A 22,290-nucleotide genomic window follows, 5' to 3' on the forward strand; every position below is an offset into this window, starting at 1 on the left:
GCGCACGACGAGACGGCCCGCGCGGTAGGACACAATGACTGGGTGTCCGACATCGTGAGAGTCCTGCTGCTCGGCAGCACCGGATCCATTGGTACCCAGGCGCTCGAGGTGATCGCCGCCAACCCCGACAAGTTCGAGGTGGTCGGATTGGCCGCGCGCGGCGGCAATACCGAGCTGTTCGCCGCGCAGATGGCGGCCACCGGGACCCGCAATGTCGCCGTCGCCGATCCGGCCGCCGCCGCGGCACTGGACATTCCGTTCTCCGGCCCCGCGGCGGTCACCGACCTGGTGCGCCGCACCGAGGCCGACGTGGTGCTCAACGCGCTGGTCGGCTCGCTCGGCCTGGAACCGACCCTGGCCACCCTGGAATCGGGCACCCGCCTCGCGCTGGCCAACAAGGAGTCGCTCGTCGCGGGCGGTTCGCTGGTGACCCGCGCCGCCGCCCCGGGCCAGATCGTGCCGGTGGACTCGGAACATTCGGCGCTGGCGCAGTGCCTGCGCGGCGGCCGGGCCGAGGAGGTGGACCGGCTGGTGCTGACCGCCTCGGGCGGGCCGTTCCGCGGCTGGACCGCCGAGATGCTCGAATCGGTCAGCCCCGCCGAGGCCAAGGCGCATCCGACCTGGTCGATGGGTCTGATGAACACGTTGAATTCGGCGTCGCTGGTCAACAAGGGCCTCGAACTGATCGAGACTCACCTGCTGTTCGGCATTCCCTACGACCGCATCGACGTCACCGTGCACCCGCAGTCGATCGTGCACTCGATGGTCACTTTCACCGACGGCTCCACGTTGGCGCAGGCCAGTCCGCCGGATATGAAGCTCCCCATCGCGCTCGCCCTCGGCTGGCCGGACCGGGTGCCCGGCGCCGCGGCCCCGTGCGATTTCGGAACCGCGACCACCTGGACCTTCGAGCCCGTCGACAACGAGGTGTTCCCCGCGGTCGAGCTGGCCAGGCAGGCGGGCATCGCGGGCGGCAGCGTCACCGCGGTCTACAACGCCGCCAACGAGATCGCGGTGCAGGCCTTCCTCGACGGTCTGATCGGCTTCCCCGCGATCGTGCGGACGGTGGCTCGCGCGGTGGAGGCGGCCGACCAGTGGCGCGCCGAGCCGCAGAGCCTGGCCGAGGTGCTCGCCGCCGACAGCTGGGCGCGCGACTACGCCCGGCGTGTCGTCGGAGCCTGAACCGCCGGTGTCGGGCGCGTCCGCCCGCGCGCTGGCAGACTGAGGCGTACGCACTAGTGTGGTCGGGGTGCTCGCGGCCGCGCCGGCGCGTGCGCGGGATGTCTACGAGCTGCGCAACGCAGGAGGGCTGGAGAGCAAATGGTGTTCGCCATGGGGTTCGTGCTGTTCGCGCTCGGCATCCTGATCTCGGTCGCCCTGCACGAATGCGGACACATGTGGGCGGCCCAGGCCACCGGCATGAAGGTGCGCCGCTACTTCGTCGGCTTCGGACCGACGCTGTGGTCCACCCACCGCGGCGAGACCGAATACGGCGTCAAGGCCATCCCGCTCGGCGGTTTCTGTGACATCGCGGGCATGACCGCACTGGACGAGGTGCGGCCGGAAGACCTCGACCGCGCGATGTACCGCCAGGCGACCTGGAAGCGGCTCGTGGTCATGGTGGGCGGCATCGTCATGAACTTCGTGCTCGGCTTCCTGCTGATCGTGGTGCTCGCCGTCGGATGGGGCCTGCCGCGACTGGACGAGCCGACCCCGACCGTGGGAACCCTGAGCTGTGTCGCGGACGCCAATCCGGACGGGACGCTGCAGCAGTGCACCGGCCCCGGCCCCGCGCAGCAGGGCGGACTCCAGCCGGGCGACACCGTCACCGCCGTGAACGGCGTCGCGGTCGACACGTGGGCGGAGTTCACCGAGCAGACCCGCAAGCAGCAGGGCCCGATCACCTACACGGTGGACCGCGCCGGACAGCGGGTGCAGGTGACGGTCTCCCCGCAGCCGGTGACGCGCTACACGAAGGACGGCGCGAAGACCGAGGTCAGCGCGGTCGGCGTCACCTTGGACGTGCCGCCGATCGAGAAGGAGAACATCGTCACGGCCATCCCCGCCGCGGCCTCCTTCACCGGCGACCTGTTCGTGCGCACCTTCGAGTCGCTTGCCCAGATGCCCGCCAAGGTCGCGGCGCTGTGGGACGCGGTCACCGGCGGCGCGCGCGACCCGGAGACCCCGGTCAGCATCTACGGCGCGAGCCGCATCGGCGGCGAGAGCGCACAGGCGGGCCTGTGGCAGGTTTTCGTGCTGATGCTGGCCAGCCTGAACTTCTTCCTCGGCGCGTTCAACATCCTGCCGCTGCTGCCGCTGGACGGCGGTCACATCGCCGTGGTGCTCTACGAGAAGCTCCGCAACACCATCCGCGGTTGGCGCGGCTTGGCGCCCGCAGGTCCGGTCGACTACCTCAAATTGTTGCCCGCGACCTACGTCGCGGTGGCGCTCGGCGGCGCGTACATGGTGCTGACGCTGGCCGCAGACATAGTGAACCCGATCCGGCTGTTTCCCTGAGATTTTCCGGTGGACCTGCTCATTCTTTCGTTCTCTGGATGAGTGCCGTGCGACGGGAACGCAGGGGCTGTCGGTGCGCCGTCCACGCGTAAGAACACCCGCTGGGGGCGGCGGGGCCGGTGGACCTGCCCAGCCCACACCCTGCTGGGACGCGGCGGGGTAATCTGTCGCGGGCAATTGCGGGACATCTCGTTGTCATGCCGTGTCACGGGCGTCACAGGGTAGTGGTCCACCGCGCACGGCTAAGCTCGGTAGGCGAACGGCCCGCAGCACACGTACGGAAAGTAGGCAGCCGAAAGTGACCAGCACAATCGGACTGGGGATGCCCGCCGCACCCGCGGCCGTTCTCGCGCCCCGGCGCAAGACCCGCCAGCTCATGGTCGGTGGTGTCGGCGTGGGCAGCGACCACCCGATTTCGGTGCAGTCGATGACCACCACCAAGACCCACGACGTCAACGCGACCCTGCAGCAGATCGCGGAGCTCACCGCCTCGGGCTGCGACATCGTCCGGGTCGCCTGTCCCCGCCAGGAGGACGCCGACGCGCTGGCGACCATCGCCCGCAAGTCGCAGATCCCGGTGATCGCCGACATCCACTTCCAGCCCCGCTACATCTTCGCCGCCATCGACGCGGGCTGCGCCGCCGTGCGCGTGAACCCGGGCAACATCAAGGAATTCGACGGCCGGGTCAAGGAAGTCGCGAAGGCCGCGGGCGCCGCCGGTATCCCGATCCGCATCGGCGTGAACGCCGGTTCGCTGGACAAGCGAATGATGGAGAAGTACGGCAAGGCCACCCCGGAGGCGCTGGTGGAGTCGGCGCTGTGGGAGGCGAGCCTGTTCGAGGAGCACGGCTTCGGCGACATCAAGATCTCGGTCAAGCACAACGATCCGGTGATCATGGTGGAGGCCTACCGCCAGCTGGCCGCGCAGTGCGACTACCCGCTGCACCTCGGTGTGACCGAGGCCGGTCCGGCGTTCCAGGGCACGATCAAGTCCGCCGTCGCGTTCGGCGCGCTGCTGAGCGAGGGCATCGGCGACACCATCCGGGTCTCGCTGTCCGCCCCGCCCGCCGAGGAGGTCAAGGTCGGCGGCCAGATCCTGCAGTCGCTGAACCTGCGTCCGCGCAAGCTCGAGATCGTCTCCTGCCCGTCCTGCGGTCGCGCCCAGGTGGACGTCTACACGCTGGCCAACGAGGTGACCGCCGGTCTGGAGGGCATGGAGGTGCCGCTGCGGGTCGCGGTGATGGGCTGCGTCGTGAACGGCCCCGGCGAGGCGCGCGAAGCGGATCTCGGGGTGGCCTCGGGCAACGGCAAGGGGCAGATCTTTGTCAAGGGCGAGGTCATCAAGACCGTGCCGGAGGCGCAGATCGTGGAGACCCTGATCGAGGAGGCCATGCGCATCGCCGAGGAGATGGGCGAGAGCGCGGGCGCTGGGGAGCCGGTCGTCACCGTCGGCTGAGGCCGCATCGACCAGCGGGTTTCGGATACCCGTACCGCATCGGCCGCGTTCGTGGCAGGCTGTCGATTGTGCGGAGTCTGCTGGAGCCGACGCGAAGAGCGAAGTTTGCTTCCGCGCGTCAGCTCGCCAACCGGGATCTGGCGCAGGTCCTGCGAGTGCTCGACAGCGATCCGGTCGCCTCGTGCATGATCGCGGCCCGATTGCAGGAATACGGGCTGGACGCCAGGGGCGGGCACGGTGAGCTGTGGAGCCGCGGCGGTCCTGCCGAATCCCTCTGCTTCTCCGGAGCGAATCTGGTGCCGCTGCGTGGTGACAACGACGCGTTGCGCGCCTTCGCCGACCGCGCGACGCGCTGGCCGCGAATCTGCTCCTCGGTGGTCGGCCGCCAAGAGCTCGCGCTGCCGCTGTGGGAGATGCTCAGCGACAGCTGGGGCCCGGAGCGGGAACTGCGCGGCACCCAACCGCTACTCGCCCTCGGTCAGCCTGCGCTGGCCACGGCCGACCCGCAGGTGCGCAGGGCGAGACCGGACGAGCTGGACCGCTACCTCAACGCGGCGATCGCCATGTTCATCGAAGAGGTCGGCGTCGACCCGAGGGCGGGCGACGGCGGTCGCGGCTACCGGCGCCGCATCCAGAATCTCATCGAATCCGGCCGCGCCTGGGCACGTTTCGAGGACGGCGAGGTGGTCTTCAAGGCCGAGGTCGGGTCGCTGTCCCGGCGCACCGGCCAGATCCAGGGCGTGTGGGTGCATCCGGACCGGCGCGGCAAAGGCGTCGGCACCAGCGGCACCGCGGCGGTGGCCAACGCGGTGGTGGCCTCCGGGCGCACCGCGAGCCTGTACGTGAACGACTTCAACACCGTGGCCCGCCGCGCCTACGGCCGCGTCGGATTCCGCCAGATCGCGACATTCGCCACCGTCCTGCTCGACTGAACGAGAAACGGTGCGCCGCAGGCATTTGCCCGTTCGTGGCCAGTACCATCGGCAGCGATGTCGACACGCATGTTGATTCCGCTGGCCGTCGCGGTGCTCGCGGCCGCGGCCGCGGGCTGCTCGGCCGGTCCGCAGGGCCCGGCGCCCGCGGCGGACGCCTTCGTCGCCGCCTTCGCCGAGAACGATCTCACCGCGGCCGCCGAACTCACCAGCCACCCCGAGAAGGCCACTGCCGCACTGGCTTCCGCGTGGCAGAACCTACAGGCGGAGGACCTGACCGCGCGCACGGGCGCGGCCCGCGTCACCGGTGACACCGCGACCGTCGACTACACCTACGAGTGGCGGCTGCCGAAGGACCGCACCTGGACCTACACCGGCCAGTTGCAGATGGGCCGCACCGGCGGGCGCTGGATGGTGCGGTGGACGTCCTCGAACATCCACCCCGAACTCGGCGACACCCAGACGATGGAGCTGCGCGCGAACCCGGCCCCGCGCGCCAGGGTGAACGAGCAATCCGGCAGTGATGTCTTGGTGCCGGGCAAGGTTTCTCGCGTCGCCTTCACCGCGGCCGACGCCGCCGATCCCAGCGCGGTGGCCACGGCGCTGTCGCGGGCGCTGCTGCGTTTCGACGAACGCCTCACCCCCGACGCCATCCTGAAGGCCGCGAGAAACACCAACGGCGCCTATACCGTGCTGCTGCTCACCGAGCTCGAATACAACCAGGTCGGCTCCGAGCTCATCGGGCTGCCCGGCGTGCGGTTGACCCAGGAGTGGGACATGGTGCCCACCGACCGCGACTTCGCCCCCGACCTGATGACGCAGGTGCGCCAGACGGTGATCGCCGAGGTGGACGGCAAGTCGGGCTGGAGCGTGGTCACCATGAACGCGCACGGCGCCGACACCGCCGTGCTCACCGAGGTGCCCGCGCAACCGGCGCCGTCGTTCGCGCTGAGCATCGACCGCTACGTGCAGAATGCCGCCCAGCGCGCCGTCGACCTGCGCACCGAGCAGACGATGATGGTCGTGCTGCGCCCGTCCACCGGCGCGATCCTCGCGGTCGCGCAGAACAAGGAGGCGGACCGGGACGGGCCGATGGCCACCATCGGCCAGTATCCGCCCGGCTCGGTGTTCAAGACGGTGACCGCCGCGGCGGCCATGGCCGAGGGGCTCGCCACACCCGACACCGTGCTGCCCTGTCCGAGCAGCATCGTCATCGGCGAGCGCACCATTCCCAATTACAACCATTTCACCGTCGGCAACGTGCCGATGGCCACCGCCTACGAACGGTCCTGCAACACCTCCTTCGCCAAGCTCGCCAGCCAGCTGCCCGCCGACGCGCTCGCCGTGACCGCCGCGAAACTCGGTGTTGGCCAGGACTATTCGGTGGTCGGTCTGCCCACCGCGTCCGGGTCGGTGCCGCCCGCCGACGACCTGGTGCAGCGCACCGAGGACGGGATCGGGCAAGGCAAGGTGGTGGTCAGCCCGTTCGGCATGGCGGTGATGGCGGCGACTATCGCGCACGGCTCGGCGCCGGTGCCGTACCTGATCGCGGGGCGGCCCACGGCCGTCGAGGGCGAGCGGCCCGCGATCGCGCCGGAGGTGATCGACGGATTGCGCGCGATGATGCGCAAGGTGGTCACCGGCGGCACCGCCGAACGCATCGCCGATCAGGGCGAGGTGTACGGCAAGACGGGCGAGGCCGAGGTCGACGGCGGCTCGCACTCCTGGTTCGTGGGGTACCGCGGCGACATGGCCTTCGCGACATTGCTGGTCAAGGGCGGCAGCTCGGACAACGCGGTCGCGGTGACCCGAGATATGTTCGCCGCGCTGCCGACCGGGTACTGACGGTTGTCACCCGGCCTCGGTCGGCCCGCCGTGATGGTCAGGCGCGGTGCAGGGTCGCGGCGAGATGGTGGGTCAGGGGTTCGCCGACCGCGGCCATGCGCAGCGTGTAGTCGATGGTGTCGCCCGCGACACGGAACGACCGGCCCAGCGCCGTCACCACCTTCGCCGTGCTGCTGCGGCCGATGCTGGTGGAGTCGAACTCCATCCGCACCTCGCCGTCGGTGATGGTCAGCCCGCCCTCGCAGATCTCGGTGATGCCGGTCGGGTGGGCGAGGATCAGCTCGACGTGATCGGGCCGAGGGCAGCGCAGGTAGCCGGTCTCGGCGTGCATCGACCTGCTGCCGTCGGCCGCACGGGTGCGCTGGCGGTAGGTGAGGAACGGGCGGCCCAGGTGGCCGAACCGTATCTCCTCCAGGTAGTCGAACGGTTCGATGGTCGGGTACTCACCGTGCCCGCCGCCGCGCCAAGTGCCGAGCAGCGAGGCGAGCGGTGCGATATCGGGATGGGGAGCGACGGACGGTAGGGGATCGACCACGGCGGACAGCCTAGACCCGTGTCCGCCGCCTCGCTCCCCGAGTCCCGAAATTGCACCGACCCGGCCTTTCGGGAGGGCGCCGCGCGGCCGCGTGCGCTTGCCATCTCGCGCACCGGCCCCGGTGCGTAACCTCGGACCGTGTGATGGACGCAGAGATGCGCGGCCACGCCGTCCGACGACCGCGGTTGGTTGTCGTCAGCGGACCGCCGGGCTCGGGGAAGACGACCTTGGCGCACGCGCTCGGCCGCGCCGTCGGCTGGCCGGTGATCAGCCGTGACGAGATCAAACAGGGGATGGCGCACGCCGATCCCGCGTTCGAGCCAGCGCCGGAGGACGAACTGGCGCTGCGTACCCTCGACACCTTCTTCGAGGTGCTCGCGGTGTTGGCGCGCGCGGGCGTCGACACGGTGGCCGAGGCGGCTTTCCAAGATCGCCTGTGGCGGCCGGGGCTCGAGCCGCTGGCCGCGCTGGCCGATCTCCGTTTCGTGCACTGCGTCGTGGACCGGGACGTGGCGGTGGATCGCATCGCCCGCCGCAGGCGCGACGAGCCGCTGCGGCGGGTGCATTCCGCGCCGGGCGCACCTGATCCGGCGGCGCTCGCCGCCCGGCACGACGCGTTCCAGCGGGTGCGGCTGGAGGGGCCCGCCCTCGAGGTGGACACGACGGGTGAGTACCTGCCCGGGCTGGACGAGATCGCCGCTTTCGCGAAGGATGCGCGGATCATCGATATCCGGTGAAGCGCCGCGGGATTCGGCCGCGGGGTGGTACACCTCAGATGTGCCTGGCAGGGCGGGTGGACCGCTTGTCCGCTTCCCGCCGTGGCGCGGCTCCGGAATCATGGTGGCGCGGGGAGGCGGTGCGATGTGACGACCGACAACTGGATGGTGCCGGGCAAGGAGCAGCTGGTCGCGGCCTGCCGCGGCTTTCCGCACGACGACCACCCGATGCTGGACGCGGCGGGCGAGCTGGCGCGGCTGCACGCGCTACGGGAGCGCACGCCCGCCCGCGAGGTGGCGAAGCTGGATCGGCGGCGCGTCCAGCTGGTCCGGGCCATCGACCGGTGGATGACGCTGGCGACGCCCGTGCCGGGCGGTGCGGCGCACGCCCACAGCGAGACGGTCGGGCGGATCGTGGACCGGCTGGCCCAGCTCACCACGCAGGCCTGGGTCCCGCCGGCGGCGCCGGATCCGGTGTCCTACGACGCGTGGACGCAGGTCGTCGAACTCGCCGACGTCTATCAGGATCTGGTGGACGCGCTGCAAGCGGGAACGCGCCGGGTGTCGGACGGCGTTTAGCGCCCGCGCCCGAATGACTCAGCGCCCGCGTCCGAAAGACTCAGCGCCCGCGCCCGAAGAGCCGGAACCCGCGCCCGCGCCGCTGCGGCAGCGTCGCGTACACCATCGTCATATCGGCGAACACCTCCGCCTCCTGCTCGCGCTCCGCGCCGAACTCGTTGCGTCCCAGCACATGCTGCGCCGCCATCGAGGGCAGCAGCGCGGCCAGCTTCGGCGACAGCGGTGCGGCGTCCTCGGAGTCGTCCCTGCCGTGTCCGAGCAACATGTGCCCGATCTCGTGCAGGATGATGTGATCGGCGTTGCGCTCGGTGGCCTCGGCGTCGTACACGATGATGTCGTCGTGTTTGCGGGCGACCCACAGACCTTTGCCACGACAACCGTTTTCGGCGAGCATCTCGGCGGGCACCGGTCGCAGCGAGATGGAGCGCCCGCGATGCGCAGCCACGTCGGCCAGGTAGGCGTTGAGGTTCCACGGACTGGGCAGCGGCACCGTCCGGTTAGCGTCGCCGAAACGGGCTTCCATGCTGGTCATCGGCGCTCACTCTACCGACACCGCCGCGCCGCGTCATCCCGGTGCTCGGTCACATGGCGGCCGTGATCGATTGTGGCCGACCGGGTTCCGCACGCGCTGCCAGTGCGGCTACCTGCGCGAACAGCGGTGTAGTCGGTCGCGGATTCAGGCTTCCGGAGTCGACGCGGCGGTGGTCGGCGGCGTCCTGCGCTGGGAGCGGATCGCCAGCTGGTTCAGCAGCCACAGTGCGACGCCGATGGCGAGCAGCACGCCCGCGATCAGGTACTGATCGGGGTTGCGGTCGGTGAACGGCGTGACGAGGAATCCGCAGGACAGCGCACCCACCACGGGCAGGAAGGTCGGCGTCCGGAAATGCTTGTGCTCGACCGGATCCCGGCGCAGCACCAGCACCGCGACGTTCACCACAGTGAACACCGCGAGCAGCAGCAGCGCGGTGGTGCCGCCGAGTTCGGGCACCTCGCCGACGAACGCGATCAGGCCGAGCGCCAGCAGCGTGGTGAAGACGATCGCGACCTGCGGCGTCCGTCGCCGGACGTGCACCTTGCCGAACGCGTGCGGCACGACGGCTTGCCGCGCCATGCCGTAGAGCAGCCTGCTCGCCATCAGCATGTTGATCAGCGCCGAGTTGGCGACGGCGAACATGGTGATGAACGCGAAGACGTGCGTCGGGAATCCGGGCGCACCGACCTCGACCACCTGAAGCAGCGGGGTGTCGCCTTCGCCGAGCTGCTCGGTGGGCACCAGCGCGACCGAGGTGATCGAGACGAGCACGTAGATCGTCCCGGTGATGAGCAATCCGGTCAGCAGCACCTTGGGGAAGATCCGGTTCGGTTCCTTGCACTCCTCGGCCATGTTGACCGAGTCCTCGAAACCCACCATCGCGTAGAAGGCCAGCGTGGTCGCGACGATCACGCCGCCGAGCGCGCTGCGGTCGCCGGTCTCGAATTCGGTGATGCGGCCGAAATCGCCGTTGCCGAAGCCGAGCGCCCACAGTCCGATCGCGATGACGATCAGCAGACCGGTCAGCTCCACGCAGGTGAGCAGCACGTTCAGCTTGACGCCCTCGCTGACGCCGCGCAGGTTGATGGCCGCGATCACGGCCATGAACGCCAGCGCGACGGCGGTGATCGCGATGCCGGTGCCCACTTCGAAATCGAAGGCCTCGGCGAAGTTCGCCGCGAACGCGCGCGAGGCGGTGGCCGCCGAGGTGATGCCGGAGCTCAGCACCGCGAACGCGACCATGAAGGTGAAGAAGTGGATGCCGAACGCCTTGTGCGTGTACAGGGCCGCGCCCGCGGCGTGCGGGTACTTGGTGACGAGCTCGAGATAGCTGAAGCCGGTGACCAGCGCGACGAGGAACGCGACGACGAACGGCACCCACACCGCCCCGCCCACCTCGGCGGCGACCCGCCCGGTGAGCGCGTAGATGCCGGTGCCGAGAATGTCGCCGACGACGAACAGCAGCAGCAGTCCCGGCCCCATCACCCGGTTCAGACTGGGTTCGGGCTTGGCGGGTTCGGCGGACACGTCGGCCATCGTGGACTCCTGTGCGCGGTTGCGGATGGGATCCTGGAGTACCCATTCTTCCGGCCCCACAGTCGCCGGAACACCGGAGAACGCTAGCTCATCCCGGCGGCGATCTCCTCGATCAACGCGACCGAATCGCGCGGGCTCAGCGCCATCGCCCGGAGCTGATCGAAGATCACCCCGAAGCGGCGGACCTCGTTGTGGCCCTCCACGAGTGTGTCGCCCGCGATGCCCTCCACGTACACGAGTTCGTTGTCGTCGGGATTCTGGAAGTCGAGCAGCGTGAACGAGCCCGCCATGCCGGGATGCGCGCCCGCGTTGAACGGAAGGATCTGCAAGATCACGTTTTTCCGTTTGCTCTCCAGCAGCAGCTTCTCCAGCTGCCCGCGCATGGTGTGGTGGCCGCCGACCTCCCGGCGGATCGCCGCCTCGTCCAGCACCACCCACAGCTCGAGCGGCTTGTCCTTGTCCAGCACCGCCGCCCGGTTCAGCCGGGCGTGGACGCGGCTTTCCATGATCGCGGTCTCGACCTTCGGCATGGACGTGTCGATCACCGCGGCCGCGTACTGCTCCGTCTGCAAAAGGCCTGGGATGTAAGAGGTTTGGTAGTGGCGGGCGGACAGCGCCTCGGATTCGAAGTTGATGTAGGCCGCGTACACCTCGGTGAGATTGGCCTCCCACGGCCGGGACATGCCGGGCTTCTGCGCGTCCGACAGCAGCTCGAGCGCGTATTTGCGCCGGTCGGGATCGACTTCGTAGATGTCGAGCAGCGTGTTCAGCGTTCGGCGCTGCGGACGGGCCTGGGCCTGTTCGATCCGGTACAGCGTCGTCACATTGATCCCGGTGCGGGTGCTGACTTCCTCCTTGCTGAGCCCGACCGTGTCGCGCATCTCGGTCAGCAGCGCCGCGAGTCGGCGCAGGCCGGCGGTGAGAACCGTGCGCTTGCCCGCCATACCGCAATCCTTTCGTGGTGACAGCGCCTCAGCCTACCGTCGTGTTCTCCGTGTTTTCGGGCGTTTTCGGCGCGATCGGGGGTTGCGCGGCGCCCGCTCGTCGCCTTCAATGTAAGTAAGTGGTTACTTACGTAGCGGTTCGAGAAGTGGAGAGCAATGAGCAGGACGTCGCGGGAGCGGATCATCGTCGAGGCGCTGCGGCTGTTCGGCGAGCAGGGTTTCGCGCGGACGTCCGTGGCCCAAATCGAACAGGCCGCAGGGCTTTCCGGCGGATCGGGGGCGCTGTACCGGCACTTCCGATCCAAGGACGCGCTGCTGGTCGAGGCGGTCCGCACCCGGCTGACCGATCGCGCGGAATGGGAGGCGTTCCTCGATCCGGAGTTCTCGTTCGTCGCGCTGCTCGACGCGGCGATGCCGGGCGGGACGGACGTCGATCGACTGGTCGCGCTGTGCCACGTCGGTCTACAGCGCCTCGACCACGATCGCGACGTGACCCGGATCCTGTTGCGCGACAACTCCATCGACCCCGGGGTGCTGGAGGTGTTCCAGCGCGAGGAGTACGGCGTGGTGATGTCGGTGGTGACGCGGGCCCTGGCGCAACTGGCCGGACCCGGTGGCGGCGAGCAGGACTGGACGGCAACGGCCGCGGTACTGGTCGGCGCCCTCGCGCACTTCTGGCTGATCACCGACATCTTCGACGGCGAGCACCCGGCGTCCGTCGACGCGGACCGCTATCTGCGTGCCACTGCGGAGCTGGTCGCCGCCCGGCTGGATCGGGCGGGCCACCGAGGAGAGGAAGCACCGTGAACACACACATCACCGTCATCGGCGGCGGCTTGGCGGGTCTCACCGCGGCCATCGCCTGCGCCGAGGCAGGCGTGCCGGTCCGGCTGCACGAGGCGCACCGGACGCTCGGCGGGCGCGCGCGGGCAACGGCCGCACCGTACGTCGCACACGAGGGCGCGCACGTGTTCTACGCCGACGGACCGCACTACACCTGGTTGAAGAAGCGCGGATTCGTGGCCGACCTCGGCTGGCCTTCGCTCGCGGACGCGACGAAGCTGGGTTTCCGCGTCGACGGCCGCCTCCGGCGACTTCCGCCCGTTCGGATGCTGCGCGCCCAGGCGCGTCTCGATCTCACCGCGCCCGTGGACGTCGACTTCCGTACCTGGGCGGCGAACCGCTGGGGCGAGGCGACGGCGGAGCGGATGGCGAACGCGATCAGCGTGGTCACCTACGACGCCGACACCGGCCGCCTCTCGGCCGCGTTCGTGTGGGAGCTGTTCCAACGGGTGTTCAGCGCGCCCATCCCGGCCGTGCGCTGGGTGAAGGGCGGCTGGCAGCGCGTGGTCGACCGGATGGCGGCACGCGCGACGGAGCTCGGCGTCGTCGTCGAAACCGGTTCGCGGGTGGACGAATTGCCGACGGACGGGCCGGTGATCGTGGCCACCGACGTGCACGCGGCCCGCGCGCTGCTCGGCGACGACAGCCTGACCTGGCCCAGTGGCTACTGCGCGTTGCTCGACATCGCCGTCACCGCCGACCGCCGCGACCGCTCGCTCGTTTTCGACCTCGACGCGGGCGGCTTCCACGAGAGCTACACCATGCAGGACGACACGATCGCTCCCGCGGGGGAGTCGCTGTTCCAGCTGCAGATGCCGGTGCGCGAGGGCGAATCCCCGCGCGACGCGCACCAGCGGTTGCAGGACTTCGCCGACCTGTGCGTGCCGGGTTGGCGCGACCGCACCACCTTCCAGCGCACCGCCACCGCCAAGAACCGCACGGGCGCAGTGGATTTGCCCGGCCACACCTGGCGCGACCGTCCCGCCGTCGATCGGGGCGGCGAGGTCTACCTCGCAGGCGACATGGTGGCGGCCCCCGGCATGCGCGCCGAGATCTCGATCAACAGCGCCCTGCTCGCCGCGCGCGGAGCGACCGCCGCGCTGCGATCCGGCGCCTCGGCGGTAGTCCGGCCGTAAGTGGCTGCGGCCGTGGGGATCACCTCGATCGGCTAGCCACGGTCCAGCTCGCCGAGCTTGTGCGCGATGCCCGCCCGGCCGCTCAGTTCGAGCTTGCGCAGGATGCGACCGAGGTGGTCCTCGACGGTGCGCGGGCTGAGATACAGCCGGTGCGCGATCTCCTTGTTCGGGTGGCCGCGTGCGGCCAACTCGGCGACTTCGCGTTCGCGCGCCGTCAGCGCCATCGCACCGCCGGGGGCGCGGCCACCGGCCAGGCGGCGTTGCAGCGAGGTCGTGGCGGCCACGAGCTGGGTCGCGCCCGCGGCCGCGAACGTCTCCCTGGCGCGGACCAGTCGCTGGGTCGCGAGCGCGAAATCGCCTCGCTGCCCCGCGATCTGGGCACCGAGCAGCACCGCTCGCGCGCGGTCGACCGGCATATCGGCCTGATCGAACCATTCGACGCAGGCCGTGGCAGCGGCCTCCGCCGACTCGAGATCATCTATAGCGCAGCAGTATTCGGCGCGAGCGAGCGAAGCGGCCGCCAGCTGACTCGGCAGGCCGAGGCGGGCGGCCGCCGCCTCGGCACGGGTGACGAGCTCGCCCGCCGCGGCGTGATCCCCGTCGGCCAGCGCCAGATTCGCGTACCGCGCCAGCTGGGTCGGCTGCATCGGGCCCGGCCGGTTGTCGGTCAGGGGCGGTAGACCGGGTTCGATCACACCGAGCCGAACGCCCACCTCGTGCAGCGTCGTCTCCACCACCTGCCGCCACCAGCGCATCACCGGTCTCGGCTGCTCGTTCAGCGCCGCCCACTGCCGGAGCACGTCCTCGCGCGCCGTGACCAGTTGCAGCGCACGGAGTTTCAGCGCGCCGGCGAACGGGATCAGATCGCCGTAGCCGAACTGCCGCGCCAGGTCGTCGGCGTCCTCGGCGGCGGCCAGCGCCTCGCCGACGCGGCCCAGCTTCATCAGGCAGTAGGCGCGCACCGTGTGCAATTCGGCCAGCGCGTAGCTGCGCCCGAAGCGGCGGCTGACCCCCACCGCGCGGTCCAGCTGCGCCAAACCCCCCGCGTGCGTGTCGAGGAAGTACGCCGCCCAGCCAAGGGCGGGCGTCGCGTGCACCACTTCGCGCAGCCGGTCGTCGTCGAGACGCTCGAACTCGAGGTCGGCCTGCTCGAAACCGGCACGCGCGGAATCGATGCGCGGCTCGGCTACCACGCCGAGGCAGCGCAACGCGGTCGCGGACGCGCGCACGGCGGGATCGGCGATGGCGTCGGAGGCGAACAGCGCGTCCAGCCGGGCGTGCCCCTCGGCGTCCTGGCCGTCCTGCAACTCCAGGATGGCCAGTTCCAGCTGCACGGGTCCGTCGCCGGGCAGCAGCGGCAGGTCCGCGGCGGCGGCGAGCAGCGCCCGCGCGCGATCGACCCGGCCGAGCATGCGTTCGCAGCGCGCCGAAAGCAGCAGCGCCTCCAGTCGATACGCGCCGGGCCGTGCGATCAGCGGCTCGAGCGTCTCGCGGGCCCGCGCGCCCGCGCCGGACAGCAGGAGCGCGCGTCCGAGCAGCAGCATGTCCTCCGGGGGTTCGGGCTGCCCGCCCGGTGTCGCGCGCAGCGCCGCGGCGATCCACCGTGCGCTGGTGGCCGGCGAACTCGGCAATACCTGCGCCGCCGCGTCTTTCAGCTCCGCGGCCGCGACCGGATCGGTGCCGAGCAGGCCGAGTTCGAGGTGGCGGGCCAGCGCGGGCAGGGCCGCGCTCCGTTGCCGGAGCAGCGTGGCCGCCCTGCGGTGCGCGGCGGCCCGCCAGCCCGCGCCGGCCAGCCGATGCGCGGCCGTGCGGATCAGCGGATGCCCGAACGTCACCGACGACCCGGCGACCTCGACCAGGGCGCGCCTGCTCAGCTCGTCGAGCGCGGCGGTGACCGCGTCGATCGGCAATTCGGATGTGGCGCAGAGCATCTCGAGATCGGCATGCGCGCCGCACAACGCGATGGCCTGCGCGACGAGTCGTTCCCGATCCGGCAGCTGCGCGAGTTCGGCGCGCAGCGTGCGATCCAGACCGGGGTAGTCGCCCTCGGCCGGGTCCTCGCCGCTGACCGCCCGCTCCACTTCGTGATCCGGCAGGTCGGCGAGCAACAGCAGGTAGAGCGGGTTTCCTCGGGAGGCCGCGAGCAGCCGATCGCGGCGCGCGGCGGTCGTGTCCGGCAGCAGGGCGGCGACGTCGGCGCCGGTGAACGGCGGCACCCGCACCGTCCGGGTCGCGGCGCCGGTCGCGGTCAGCACGCGGGTGAGCGCCACCGGGCACTGGCCGGAGCGATAGGCGAGCAGGAGGCGGAAGGTCGGCGCGGGGCGGTTGCGGACGAGGTAGGTCAACGTGCGGACGGATTCGGCGTCCAGCCAGTGCGCGTCGTCGACGACGAGCAGCGTGCCGGTCGCCGCGAGGTGCCTGCGCAACGCCCGGCCCAGCCGGTTGCCGTCGCCGTCGGACGGCACGTCGGTCACCTCCGCACCCGCGTCGGCGAGCCGTTCCAGCACATCGTGGATGACGTGCGAGGGTTGCGGCTGCTCGTCCTCGGTGGCGGTCACCGAAAGCACCCGCAGGCCGCGGCGCGCTGCGGCCGGGGCCAGCGCCGCGAGCAACCGGGATTTGCCGATACCGGCCTGACCGTCGACCAGCAGAACCCACGGCCCATCGGGCGATTCCAGGGCGTCGTCCAGGGCGGCGAGCTCGGCGCGGCGTCCCACGAATGCGCGCTCGACCATGATCCTCCGCCGACTTCCGGCAAACCTGCCGCGAAACAACCCCGGGCGAGCTTAACCGGTGCCGTGCCGCCACGGGGGAATCCCGTGTTTTCCCGGATGCTGCCCGCGCGATTGTGCGGTTTGGTGTTCGAGGCCGATCGCGACCCTCCGGGGGATGCGCCGAAGGGCACGGCGACGGCCGGAGTTCGGCGCAACGAGGGGTACTCCGGTCGGCCGCCTTCGCATCGACGAGAAAGTGACACGAATGAGATTCGTTGGTTCTGGCATCCGCACGCGGCTGCCGCTGGTGCTCGCCACCGTGGCCGCGTTGGGCGCGCTCGGCTGTTCGGCAGTCGAGAAGGGCGCCGACATGGTCCAGGATGCCGGGAAATCCGACACCGCCCGCGCGAACGTGGGTGACTGCATCAACGTCATCGAGGGATCGATGATCGACTCCAAGACCGAGCCGGTGGACTGCTCCTCGGACCAGGCCGTGTACAAGGTCGTGCAGGTCTTGGAAGAGAAGACCGAATGCCACGCGGACTACACCTCTTACGAGGAGACCCTCAATGGCGGCACCACCGCGTTCCTGTGTCTGGCGCCGAACTTCAAGCAGGGTCTCTGCTACAACGAGAGCATGCTGACCGGCTACAAGTACGTGGCCTGCACGGCGGCGGAGGCCAGCTTCAAGGTCGTCCAGCGCATCGACGGCCAGGCCGACGAGCAGCTGTGCGGGGAGGATGCCGACAAGTTCCTCACCCTGACCGAGCCCAAGACCACGTTCTGCCTCGGCAGCCCGAAGAGCTGACCAGCACATCCCGGTCGGCCGCACCACCTTCGGTGCGGCTGCTCTCCTTTCTTCAGCGAAAGGTGCGCCGGTAGGTATCCGGACTGACGCCCGCGGTGCGCTTGAAGCGGTCGCGGAAGGCTGTGGGCGAGCCGAAACCAACCTGGGCGCCGATGCGTTCGACGGTGTGGTCGGTGGTTTCCAGCAGGTGCTGTGCCCGGTGCACACGGGCGCGGTGCAGCCATTGCAGCGGGGTGGTGCCGGTCTGCTCGCGGAACTGCCGCAGTAGCGTGCGGGTGCTCGTTCCGGCCTCGGCGGCGATGTCGGCGAGGGTGAGGTTGCGAGAGAGGTTGTCCTGCAACCACATCAGCAGCGGTTCCAATGCCGAGCCGCGGGGTGCGGGCGGAAACGACTGAATGATGAACTGGGCCTGCCCGCCTTCGCGCTCCAGCGGCATGACCGACAGCCGTGCCGCATCGGCGGCGACGGCCGAACCGTAGTCGCGACGGATCAGGTGCAGACACAGGTCGAGCCCGGCGGCCGCGCCCGCGGAGGTGAGGATCTGGCCGTTGTCGACATAGAGGACATCGGGATCGACCGTGATGTCGGGGTGGCTCGCCGCGAGCGTGTCGGCGGCGAGCCAATGGGTGGTGGCCCGCAGCCCGCTCAGCAATCCGGTGGCGGCGAGCGGGAAGGTGCCCGTGCAGATGGAAGCGATCCGGGTACCCGCGGCGGCCGCGTCCCGCACGGCGTCGGCGACCGCGGGCGCCAGCGGCGCGGTGGGGTCGGCAACGCCGGGAACGATCACGGTGTCGGCTCCGGACAACCCGTCCAGCCCCCACGGAGCCCGGAGGGTGAACGCGCCCGCGTCGACCTCGGGCCGCTCGGCGCAGACGCGGACTTGATACGCGGGGCGGCCGTCCGGGAGGCGCGTCCTGGTGAAGACCTCGATCGGTGTGGACAGATCGAAGGGGATCACCCGGTCCAGGGCGAGAACGGCGACCACATGCATGGCTACAACCTAACCGGGCAACGGCTTCACGCCACCGGCACCGACATGGGCGAACGCCGAAGTATGGAGTGAATTCAGCTAGTGGCGATTTTCCGTTGATGTGTGGCATGAATGCCACTGGGCGGCGCGGGATCGGTTGCCTAACTTCGATGGCGATTTCGTTTGCATCCCCCAGGAGTCGTCCCGCCATGACCTACTTTGCCCCGCTGCTCGTCGGCGTCGTCTACATCACGCTGATGTCCCTGATCCGTGAACCCCATCGCCGCCACTTCAACGCCATCATGGTCGCGGGCGCGGGCGCGGCGTATCTCAGCGGTGGTGGATTCGCCGCGTGGGAGTTCGCGTTCACGGCGGTCGTCACCTACTGCGCTTACCGCGGTGTGCGGTCGTGGACGTTCATCGGCATCGCCTGGTTGCTGCACACCGCATGGGACTTGCTGCATCACCTCGAGGGCAATCCGATCATCCCCTTCCTGCACGGCTCGTCCCTCGGCTGCGCGCTGTGCGACCCCGTCATCGCCCTCTGGTGCCTGCGCGGCGGGCCCGATGTAATCGCCTGGGGCCGTAGCCGACTTCGCGCACTCGTCTCGCGCGAGCCGATGCGCGCGGCGTAGCACCGGCGCCCGTATCGGGGGAGCCGAGCGCCTGTGGTGGCCTGCCTCGAACCGGTGGCCCGCGGGCCCGTTTCGCCCGGGTTTCGCCGGGTAACCGGCCACCGAACGGGAGGTGAGAGGCACATGGCCCATACGACAGACGCGCGGCCCGCCGCGACGCGAGCGCGACCCGCGTCGGATACGCGTTCGGTCGCCGAACTCGTCGACGACGCGACCACACAGCTCACGCGGCTGGTTCGCGACGAGATGCAATTGGCCCGGCTGGAGATGCAGGACAAGACGAAGGGCATCGCCAAGGGCGCTGGCCTCGCGGGCGCGGGCAGTCTGCTGGCGTTCTACGGCGGCGCGGCGTTGATCGCGGCCGCGGTGCTGGCGTTGGCGATTCCGCTGCCGGATTGGGCGGCGGCACTGATCGTCGGCGTGGCATTGCTCGCCCTCGGCGGTGTGCTGGCATTGGTCGGCAAGAAGGCCGTCACCGAGGCGTCGCCGCCGGTGCCGAGCGAGGCCATCGAAGGCGTCCGCGACGATGTCGAAGCCGTCAAGAAGGGGAGCCGACGATGAGCGATGTCGGACGACCGAACATTCCGAACGGATCCGACGCTCTGCGCAAGGATCGAGACCAGGCGCGGCGGCAACTCGGCGAGACGGTCGCGGAGCTGACCGGCAAGTTCGACGTCCCCGGCCGCGTCGAGGACAAGGCGCACGAGACCGCGGACGCGGCGCGTCATCGGGTGGCGGACGCCAAGCAGCACGCGCACGAGACCGCGGACGCCGCGCGTCATCGCGTCGCGGAGGCCACGCATCACGCGCGCGACACCGCGGAACAGGCGCGCGCCCAGGTCGGGCACCTCGTCGATCGCGCCGCCAAGGCGCAGGAACCGGTGATCCACCGGGGCAAGCAGCTGGTCGGCGCGGCGCGCATGCGGCCCGCCCCGATCGCGGCGGCCGCTGTGGGCGCGGTGGTGTTGTTCTGGTGGATGCGGCGGAGGCGGGCATGACGACGCTGTACAAACCCCTCGGCATGATCGTCGGCGTGCTCGGCGGTGTAGCGGCCAACGCGGTGTTCACCCAGGTGTGGCGCCGGGTCAGCGGCGAGGAGCAGGCGCCGAGCGCCACGGCGCGCGAATACGGTTGGCGCGAAGTGCTCGTCGCCGCGGCGTTGCAGGGCGCGATCTTCGGCTTGGTGAAGGCCGCCGTCGATCGCGCGGGCGCGACGGGATACCAGCGCCTGACGGGCACCTGGCCCGACAAGTAGCGAATCCGGGTGAATCCGCGCGGGTCAACCGCGCGGATTCGCCGGTGCGCGAAGGGCTTCGAACAGGCGCACGCAGCGCGCCGTCATCTCGTCGGGGGAGTGCTGCGGATGCTCGCCCCACCAGGCGACGACGGTGGACACGACGCTGAACCAGATCGCCAGCAGCAGCGAGTGATCCTCCGCGTCGGTCACCGCGGCGTCGGCCAGCACCTGTGCCGAACCCTCGGCGCCCATGGCGTTCAAAGCTTTCTGATAGCCGCGCGCCACGTCGGCGGCCGGACCATCTGTGGGCAACGTGCTGTCGTAGATGATCTTCCAGTTCTGCACTCGCCCGTCGATCGCGGTGAAGATCGCGGCCAGCGTGGCAAGCGCCTTGCCCTCCGCGCCCGAAACCGCCTGTGTCGCCGACACCGCCGCGACCAGCCCGTCGCCCGCGCGACGCACGCACGCGGCGTGCAGACCGTCCCTTGATTCGAAGTAGTTGTAGATCAACGGTTTCGACACACCGGCCGCTGCCGCGATATCGGCGACCGACGCCTTCGCGTAGCCGCGGTCGCCGAACTCCACGGTGGCGATGTCGAGGATCTGCTGCTCGCGCCGTTCCCGTGGCACGCCTTTGGTGCCCGCCTTGCCCAGCGTCATGCGCCATCCCGCGCGAGCGGATCGATCAGCACGCCGGGGTTGAGAATCCCGGCCGGGTCGAGCGTCGACTTCGCCGCGCGCAGCGCGGCGGCGAACGGATCCGGACGCTGCCGGTCGTACCACGGCCGATGGTCGCGGCCGACCGCGTGATGGTGGGTGATGGTGCCGCCCGACTTCGCCAGTGCCTCCGAGACCGCCGCTTTGATCTCGTCCCACTGCTCCACGGTCCGTCCCCAGCGGCCCGCGGCGTAGATGCCGAAATACGGTGCGGGGCCGTCGGGATAGACGTGGGTGAACCGGCAGGTCACAACCCCCGTTACGCCGACGGTCTCGAAAGCGGAGGTCGCCGCGCGCAGCACGTCCGCCCGCAGTTCGTCGAAACGGTCCCAGGTGCAAGCGGTTTCGAAGGTCTCCACGATCATCGACTGCGCGGCGAGCGCGTCGCGCTGGTAGGGCATGCGCAGGAACGAGGAGCGCCAGGTGTCCGACGCGCCGCCACCGGCCTTTCGCTCGGCCGCGTCGGTGCTGCGCACGCCGTCGGGGAACCGGCCGCCGTGGTCGCGGCAGATTCGCACCGCCCACCGCATCGGCTCGTCGACGGGGTGATCCGCCGACTCGAAGCCGAGCACCAGAACGCCTCCCGCGCAACTGGTTCCGGCGTTGAGGAAGGCCTCCACCGGGTCGAGCAACCGGCAGTTGGCCGGGAACAAGCCGGATTGGGCGATGGTCCGCGTCGCCGCGACGGCCGCGGCGTAGTCGTCGAAGACCACCGACGCGCCCGCCCGCCAGCGCGGCCGGTCCTGCAACCGCATCCACGCCTCGGTGATCACGCCGAGCGCGCCCTCGGAGCCCAGGAACATCCGGTCCGGCGATGGCCCCGCGCCCGACCCCGGCAGCCTGCGCGATTCGCTGACGCCGATCGGGGTGACGACCCGCATCGACTCGACCAGGTCGTCGATGTGGGTGTAGACGGTCGCGTAGTGCCCGCCCGCGCGGGTGGCCAGCCAGCCGCCGAGGCTGGAGAACTCGAACGACTGCGGGAAGTGGCGCAGCGTCAGATCGTGGTGGCGCAGAGCGTCTTCCAACGCGGGCCCGAGAATGCCCGCCTGGATGCGTGCTGCTCGGCTCGTGCGGTCGATCTCCAGCACCTGGTTCAGACCGCTCAGATCCACCGCCACCGTCGCGGGATATTCGGCGGCGCAACGCGGTTCGACGCCGCCGACCACCGACGTCCCGCCGCCGAACGGAATCGCCGCCACCCTCGCGTCGGTGCACCAGTCGAGAACGTCGATCACGTCCCGCTCATCGCGGGGGCGCACGACCTGATCGACCACGTGATCGACGCGGCCGAGCAGACTGCGCACCACGTCGCGGAATGCCTGCCCGTGCGAGTGCGTCACGCGGTCGACGGGATCATCGGATGCCAAGGGCGCCAACGTATCCGGCACCCGCACCCGCGGCGCCGGTAGCTCCAGCGACGACGGATCGGGCGGCTCGTGCACGGTGAGGTCCGCCCCGGGCAGCAGCGCCGCGACCCGGCGTGTCAGCGCCGCCCGCTCCTCGCCGGTCACGGCGTCCGCCACGTTCCCCCAGCCCCACCACGATCGCGTCGCCATCCCGGTCCTCTCGACTCGAATTGACCCGATAGTAAATTAACTGCGAGTCAGTTCACAACTGTTGGTTGAACGACCCTGG

Annotated in this window: 22 protein-coding genes; 14 read left to right on the forward strand and 8 right to left on the reverse strand. The window is 70.3% G+C overall.

Annotated features, from left to right (window positions below; translation table 11 throughout):
- Positions 1 to 42: 42 nt before the first annotated feature.
- The 5 genes from dxr (at position 43) to CRP45_RS26470 (ending at position 6,750) form a co-directional block, all read left to right on the forward strand.
- Positions 43 to 1,182, forward strand: coding sequence for a 1-deoxy-D-xylulose-5-phosphate reductoisomerase (dxr, locus tag CRP45_RS26450; RefSeq protein ID WP_097247457.1), 1,140 nt, complete (start codon positions 43 to 45; stop codon positions 1,180 to 1,182).
- Positions 1,183 to 1,320: 138 nt separating this feature from the next.
- Positions 1,321 to 2,517 (forward strand): M50 family metallopeptidase, encoded by a 1,197-nt coding sequence (locus CRP45_RS26455; protein WP_097247458.1) that lies wholly within the window; start codon positions 1,321 to 1,323, stop codon positions 2,515 to 2,517.
- Between the two features lie 298 nt (positions 2,518 to 2,815).
- Entirely contained in the window at positions 2,816 to 3,973 is a 1,158-nt protein-coding gene (gene ispG / locus CRP45_RS26460) for a flavodoxin-dependent (E)-4-hydroxy-3-methylbut-2-enyl-diphosphate synthase (protein WP_067782242.1), read from the forward strand.
- Positions 3,974 to 4,041: 68 nt separating this feature from the next.
- On the forward strand, positions 4,042 to 4,905 hold the full coding sequence (locus CRP45_RS26465) for a GNAT family N-acetyltransferase (RefSeq protein ID WP_097247459.1): 864 nt from the start codon (positions 4,042 to 4,044) through the stop codon (positions 4,903 to 4,905).
- A 57-nt stretch (positions 4,906 to 4,962) separates the two neighbouring features.
- A complete protein-coding gene (locus CRP45_RS26470; protein ID WP_097247460.1) occupies positions 4,963 to 6,750 on the forward strand; it encodes a penicillin-binding transpeptidase domain-containing protein in 1,788 nt (595 codons plus the stop codon).
- A 37-nt stretch (positions 6,751 to 6,787) separates the two neighbouring features.
- Here CRP45_RS26470 and CRP45_RS26475 read toward each other — a convergent pair whose 3' ends face one another.
- Positions 6,788 to 7,294, reverse strand: a complete 507-nt coding sequence (locus tag CRP45_RS26475; protein WP_301316218.1) for a peroxynitrite isomerase — start codon at positions 7,292 to 7,294, stop codon at positions 6,788 to 6,790.
- A 134-nt stretch (positions 7,295 to 7,428) separates the two neighbouring features.
- Here CRP45_RS26475 and CRP45_RS26480 point away from each other — a divergent pair, with 134 nt between their 5' ends.
- Positions 7,429 to 8,022: a P-loop nucleotide/nucleoside kinase family protein gene (locus CRP45_RS26480; protein ID WP_245910488.1), complete on the forward strand. Its 594-nt coding sequence runs from the start codon at positions 7,429 to 7,431 to the stop codon at positions 8,020 to 8,022.
- Between the two features lie 126 nt (positions 8,023 to 8,148).
- Positions 8,149 to 8,580, forward strand: a complete 432-nt coding sequence (locus CRP45_RS26485) for a DUF4254 domain-containing protein (protein ID WP_245910458.1) — start codon at positions 8,149 to 8,151, stop codon at positions 8,578 to 8,580.
- A 40-nt stretch (positions 8,581 to 8,620) separates the two neighbouring features.
- Here the strand turns inward: CRP45_RS26485 and CRP45_RS26490 are convergent, their stop codons facing one another.
- From CRP45_RS26490 to CRP45_RS26500, 3 genes are all read right to left on the reverse strand, one after another.
- Positions 8,621 to 9,112 carry an ImmA/IrrE family metallo-endopeptidase gene (locus tag CRP45_RS26490; RefSeq protein ID WP_097247461.1) on the reverse strand — a complete coding sequence of 164 codons (492 nt, stop codon included), beginning with the start codon at positions 9,110 to 9,112 and terminating at the stop codon, positions 8,621 to 8,623.
- Positions 9,113 to 9,256: 144 nt separating this feature from the next.
- Positions 9,257 to 10,648, reverse strand: a complete 1,392-nt coding sequence (locus CRP45_RS26495; RefSeq protein WP_097247634.1) for an APC family permease — start codon at positions 10,646 to 10,648, stop codon at positions 9,257 to 9,259.
- An 83-nt stretch (positions 10,649 to 10,731) separates the two neighbouring features.
- Complete coding sequence (locus tag CRP45_RS26500; RefSeq protein ID WP_067782254.1) at positions 10,732 to 11,592, reverse strand: helix-turn-helix domain-containing protein; 861 nt, start codon at positions 11,590 to 11,592, stop codon at positions 10,732 to 10,734.
- A 156-nt stretch (positions 11,593 to 11,748) separates the two neighbouring features.
- On the opposite strand from CRP45_RS26500, the gene CRP45_RS26505 reads away from it, so the two are divergent.
- Together CRP45_RS26505 and CRP45_RS26510 are read left to right on the forward strand one after the other, a co-directional pair.
- Positions 11,749 to 12,399 carry a TetR/AcrR family transcriptional regulator gene (locus tag CRP45_RS26505; protein WP_097247462.1) on the forward strand — a complete coding sequence of 217 codons (651 nt, stop codon included), beginning with the start codon at positions 11,749 to 11,751 and terminating at the stop codon, positions 12,397 to 12,399.
- Positions 12,396 to 13,571: an FAD-dependent oxidoreductase gene (locus CRP45_RS26510; RefSeq protein WP_097247463.1), complete on the forward strand. Its 1,176-nt coding sequence runs from the start codon at positions 12,396 to 12,398 to the stop codon at positions 13,569 to 13,571. The genes CRP45_RS26505 and CRP45_RS26510 overlap by 4 nt, the downstream gene beginning before the upstream one ends.
- 32 nt (positions 13,572 to 13,603) lie before the next feature.
- Here the strand turns inward: CRP45_RS26510 and CRP45_RS26515 are convergent, their stop codons facing one another.
- Positions 13,604 to 16,306 carry an AAA family ATPase gene (locus tag CRP45_RS26515; protein ID WP_097247464.1) on the reverse strand — a complete coding sequence of 901 codons (2,703 nt, stop codon included), beginning with the start codon at positions 16,304 to 16,306 and terminating at the stop codon, positions 13,604 to 13,606.
- A gap of 244 nt (positions 16,307 to 16,550) precedes the next feature.
- Between CRP45_RS26515 and CRP45_RS26520 the strand changes: the two genes are divergently transcribed.
- The gene (locus CRP45_RS26520) at positions 16,551 to 17,093 is read left to right on the forward strand and encodes an LppU/SCO3897 family protein (protein ID WP_067782263.1); all 543 of its coding nucleotides are present in this window, start codon (positions 16,551 to 16,553) and stop codon (positions 17,091 to 17,093) included.
- Positions 17,094 to 17,145: 52 nt separating this feature from the next.
- On the opposite strand, the gene CRP45_RS26525 is transcribed toward CRP45_RS26520, so the two are convergent.
- Positions 17,146 to 18,084: a GlxA family transcriptional regulator gene (locus CRP45_RS26525; protein WP_097247465.1), complete on the reverse strand. Its 939-nt coding sequence runs from the start codon at positions 18,082 to 18,084 to the stop codon at positions 17,146 to 17,148.
- 188 nt (positions 18,085 to 18,272) lie between these two features.
- On the opposite strand from CRP45_RS26525, the gene CRP45_RS26530 reads away from it, so the two are divergent.
- The 4 genes from CRP45_RS26530 (at position 18,273) to CRP45_RS26545 (ending at position 19,953) form a co-directional block, all read left to right on the forward strand.
- The gene (locus CRP45_RS26530; RefSeq protein WP_097247466.1) at positions 18,273 to 18,698 is read left to right on the forward strand and encodes a DUF6010 family protein; all 426 of its coding nucleotides are present in this window, start codon (positions 18,273 to 18,275) and stop codon (positions 18,696 to 18,698) included.
- A gap of 123 nt (positions 18,699 to 18,821) precedes the next feature.
- Positions 18,822 to 19,259, forward strand: a complete 438-nt coding sequence (locus tag CRP45_RS26535; RefSeq protein ID WP_097247467.1) for a phage holin family protein — start codon at positions 18,822 to 18,824, stop codon at positions 19,257 to 19,259.
- Entirely contained in the window at positions 19,256 to 19,696 is a 441-nt protein-coding gene (locus tag CRP45_RS26540) for a DUF3618 domain-containing protein (protein ID WP_067782275.1), read from the forward strand. The genes CRP45_RS26535 and CRP45_RS26540 overlap by 4 nt, the downstream gene beginning before the upstream one ends.
- A complete protein-coding gene (locus CRP45_RS26545) occupies positions 19,693 to 19,953 on the forward strand; it encodes a DUF4235 domain-containing protein (RefSeq protein WP_067782726.1) in 261 nt (86 codons plus the stop codon). The genes CRP45_RS26540 and CRP45_RS26545 overlap by 4 nt, the downstream gene beginning before the upstream one ends.
- Positions 19,954 to 19,977: 24 nt before the next feature.
- Here the strand turns inward: CRP45_RS26545 and CRP45_RS26550 are convergent, their stop codons facing one another.
- Both CRP45_RS26550 and CRP45_RS26555 read right to left on the reverse strand, forming a co-directional pair.
- The gene (locus tag CRP45_RS26550; RefSeq protein WP_179831025.1) at positions 19,978 to 20,595 is read right to left on the reverse strand and encodes a TetR/AcrR family transcriptional regulator; all 618 of its coding nucleotides are present in this window, start codon (positions 20,593 to 20,595) and stop codon (positions 19,978 to 19,980) included.
- Positions 20,592 to 22,211, reverse strand: coding sequence for an FAD-binding oxidoreductase (locus CRP45_RS26555; RefSeq protein ID WP_097247468.1), 1,620 nt, complete (start codon positions 22,209 to 22,211; stop codon positions 20,592 to 20,594). Before CRP45_RS26555 ends, CRP45_RS26550 begins: the two co-directional genes overlap by 4 nt.
- Positions 22,212 to 22,290 lie beyond the last annotated feature (79 nt).

This window comes from Nocardia amikacinitolerans (genome assembly GCF_900215415.1).
GTDB lineage: Bacteria > Actinomycetota > Actinomycetes > Mycobacteriales > Mycobacteriaceae > Nocardia > Nocardia amikacinitolerans.

Bases quoted from the DNA above. Each gene is read 5' to 3' on its own strand.
- CRP45_RS26455 (WP_097247458.1), top strand. From the start codon at position 1,321: ATGGTGTTCGCCATGGGGTTCGTGCTGTTCGCGCTCGGCATCCTGATC.
- CRP45_RS26470 (WP_097247460.1), top strand. From the start codon at position 4,963: ATGTCGACACGCATGTTGATTCCGCTGGCCGTCGCGGTGCTCGCGGCC.
- CRP45_RS26480 (WP_245910488.1), top strand. From the start codon at position 7,429: ATGGACGCAGAGATGCGCGGCCACGCCGTCCGACGACCGCGGTTGGTT.
- CRP45_RS26490 (WP_097247461.1), bottom strand. From the start codon at position 9,112: ATGACCAGCATGGAAGCCCGTTTCGGCGACGCTAACCGGACGGTGCCG.
- CRP45_RS26495 (WP_097247634.1), bottom strand. From the start codon at position 10,648: ATGGCCGACGTGTCCGCCGAACCCGCCAAGCCCGAACCCAGTCTGAAC.
- CRP45_RS26500 (WP_067782254.1), bottom strand. From the start codon at position 11,592: ATGGCGGGCAAGCGCACGGTTCTCACCGCCGGCCTGCGCCGACTCGCG.
- CRP45_RS26505 (WP_097247462.1), top strand. From the start codon at position 11,749: ATGAGCAGGACGTCGCGGGAGCGGATCATCGTCGAGGCGCTGCGGCTG.
- CRP45_RS26515 (WP_097247464.1), bottom strand. From the start codon at position 16,306: ATGGTCGAGCGCGCATTCGTGGGACGCCGCGCCGAGCTCGCCGCCCTG.
- CRP45_RS26520 (WP_067782263.1), top strand. From the start codon at position 16,551: ATGAGATTCGTTGGTTCTGGCATCCGCACGCGGCTGCCGCTGGTGCTC.
- CRP45_RS26525 (WP_097247465.1), bottom strand. From the start codon at position 18,084: ATGCATGTGGTCGCCGTTCTCGCCCTGGACCGGGTGATCCCCTTCGAT.
- CRP45_RS26530 (WP_097247466.1), top strand. From the start codon at position 18,273: ATGACCTACTTTGCCCCGCTGCTCGTCGGCGTCGTCTACATCACGCTG.
- CRP45_RS26535 (WP_097247467.1), top strand. From the start codon at position 18,822: ATGGCCCATACGACAGACGCGCGGCCCGCCGCGACGCGAGCGCGACCC.
- CRP45_RS26540 (WP_067782275.1), top strand. From the start codon at position 19,256: ATGAGCGATGTCGGACGACCGAACATTCCGAACGGATCCGACGCTCTG.
- CRP45_RS26545 (WP_067782726.1), top strand. From the start codon at position 19,693: ATGACGACGCTGTACAAACCCCTCGGCATGATCGTCGGCGTGCTCGGC.
- CRP45_RS26550 (WP_179831025.1), bottom strand. From the start codon at position 20,595: ATGACGCTGGGCAAGGCGGGCACCAAAGGCGTGCCACGGGAACGGCGC.
- CRP45_RS26555 (WP_097247468.1), bottom strand. From the start codon at position 22,211: ATGGCGACGCGATCGTGGTGGGGCTGGGGGAACGTGGCGGACGCCGTG.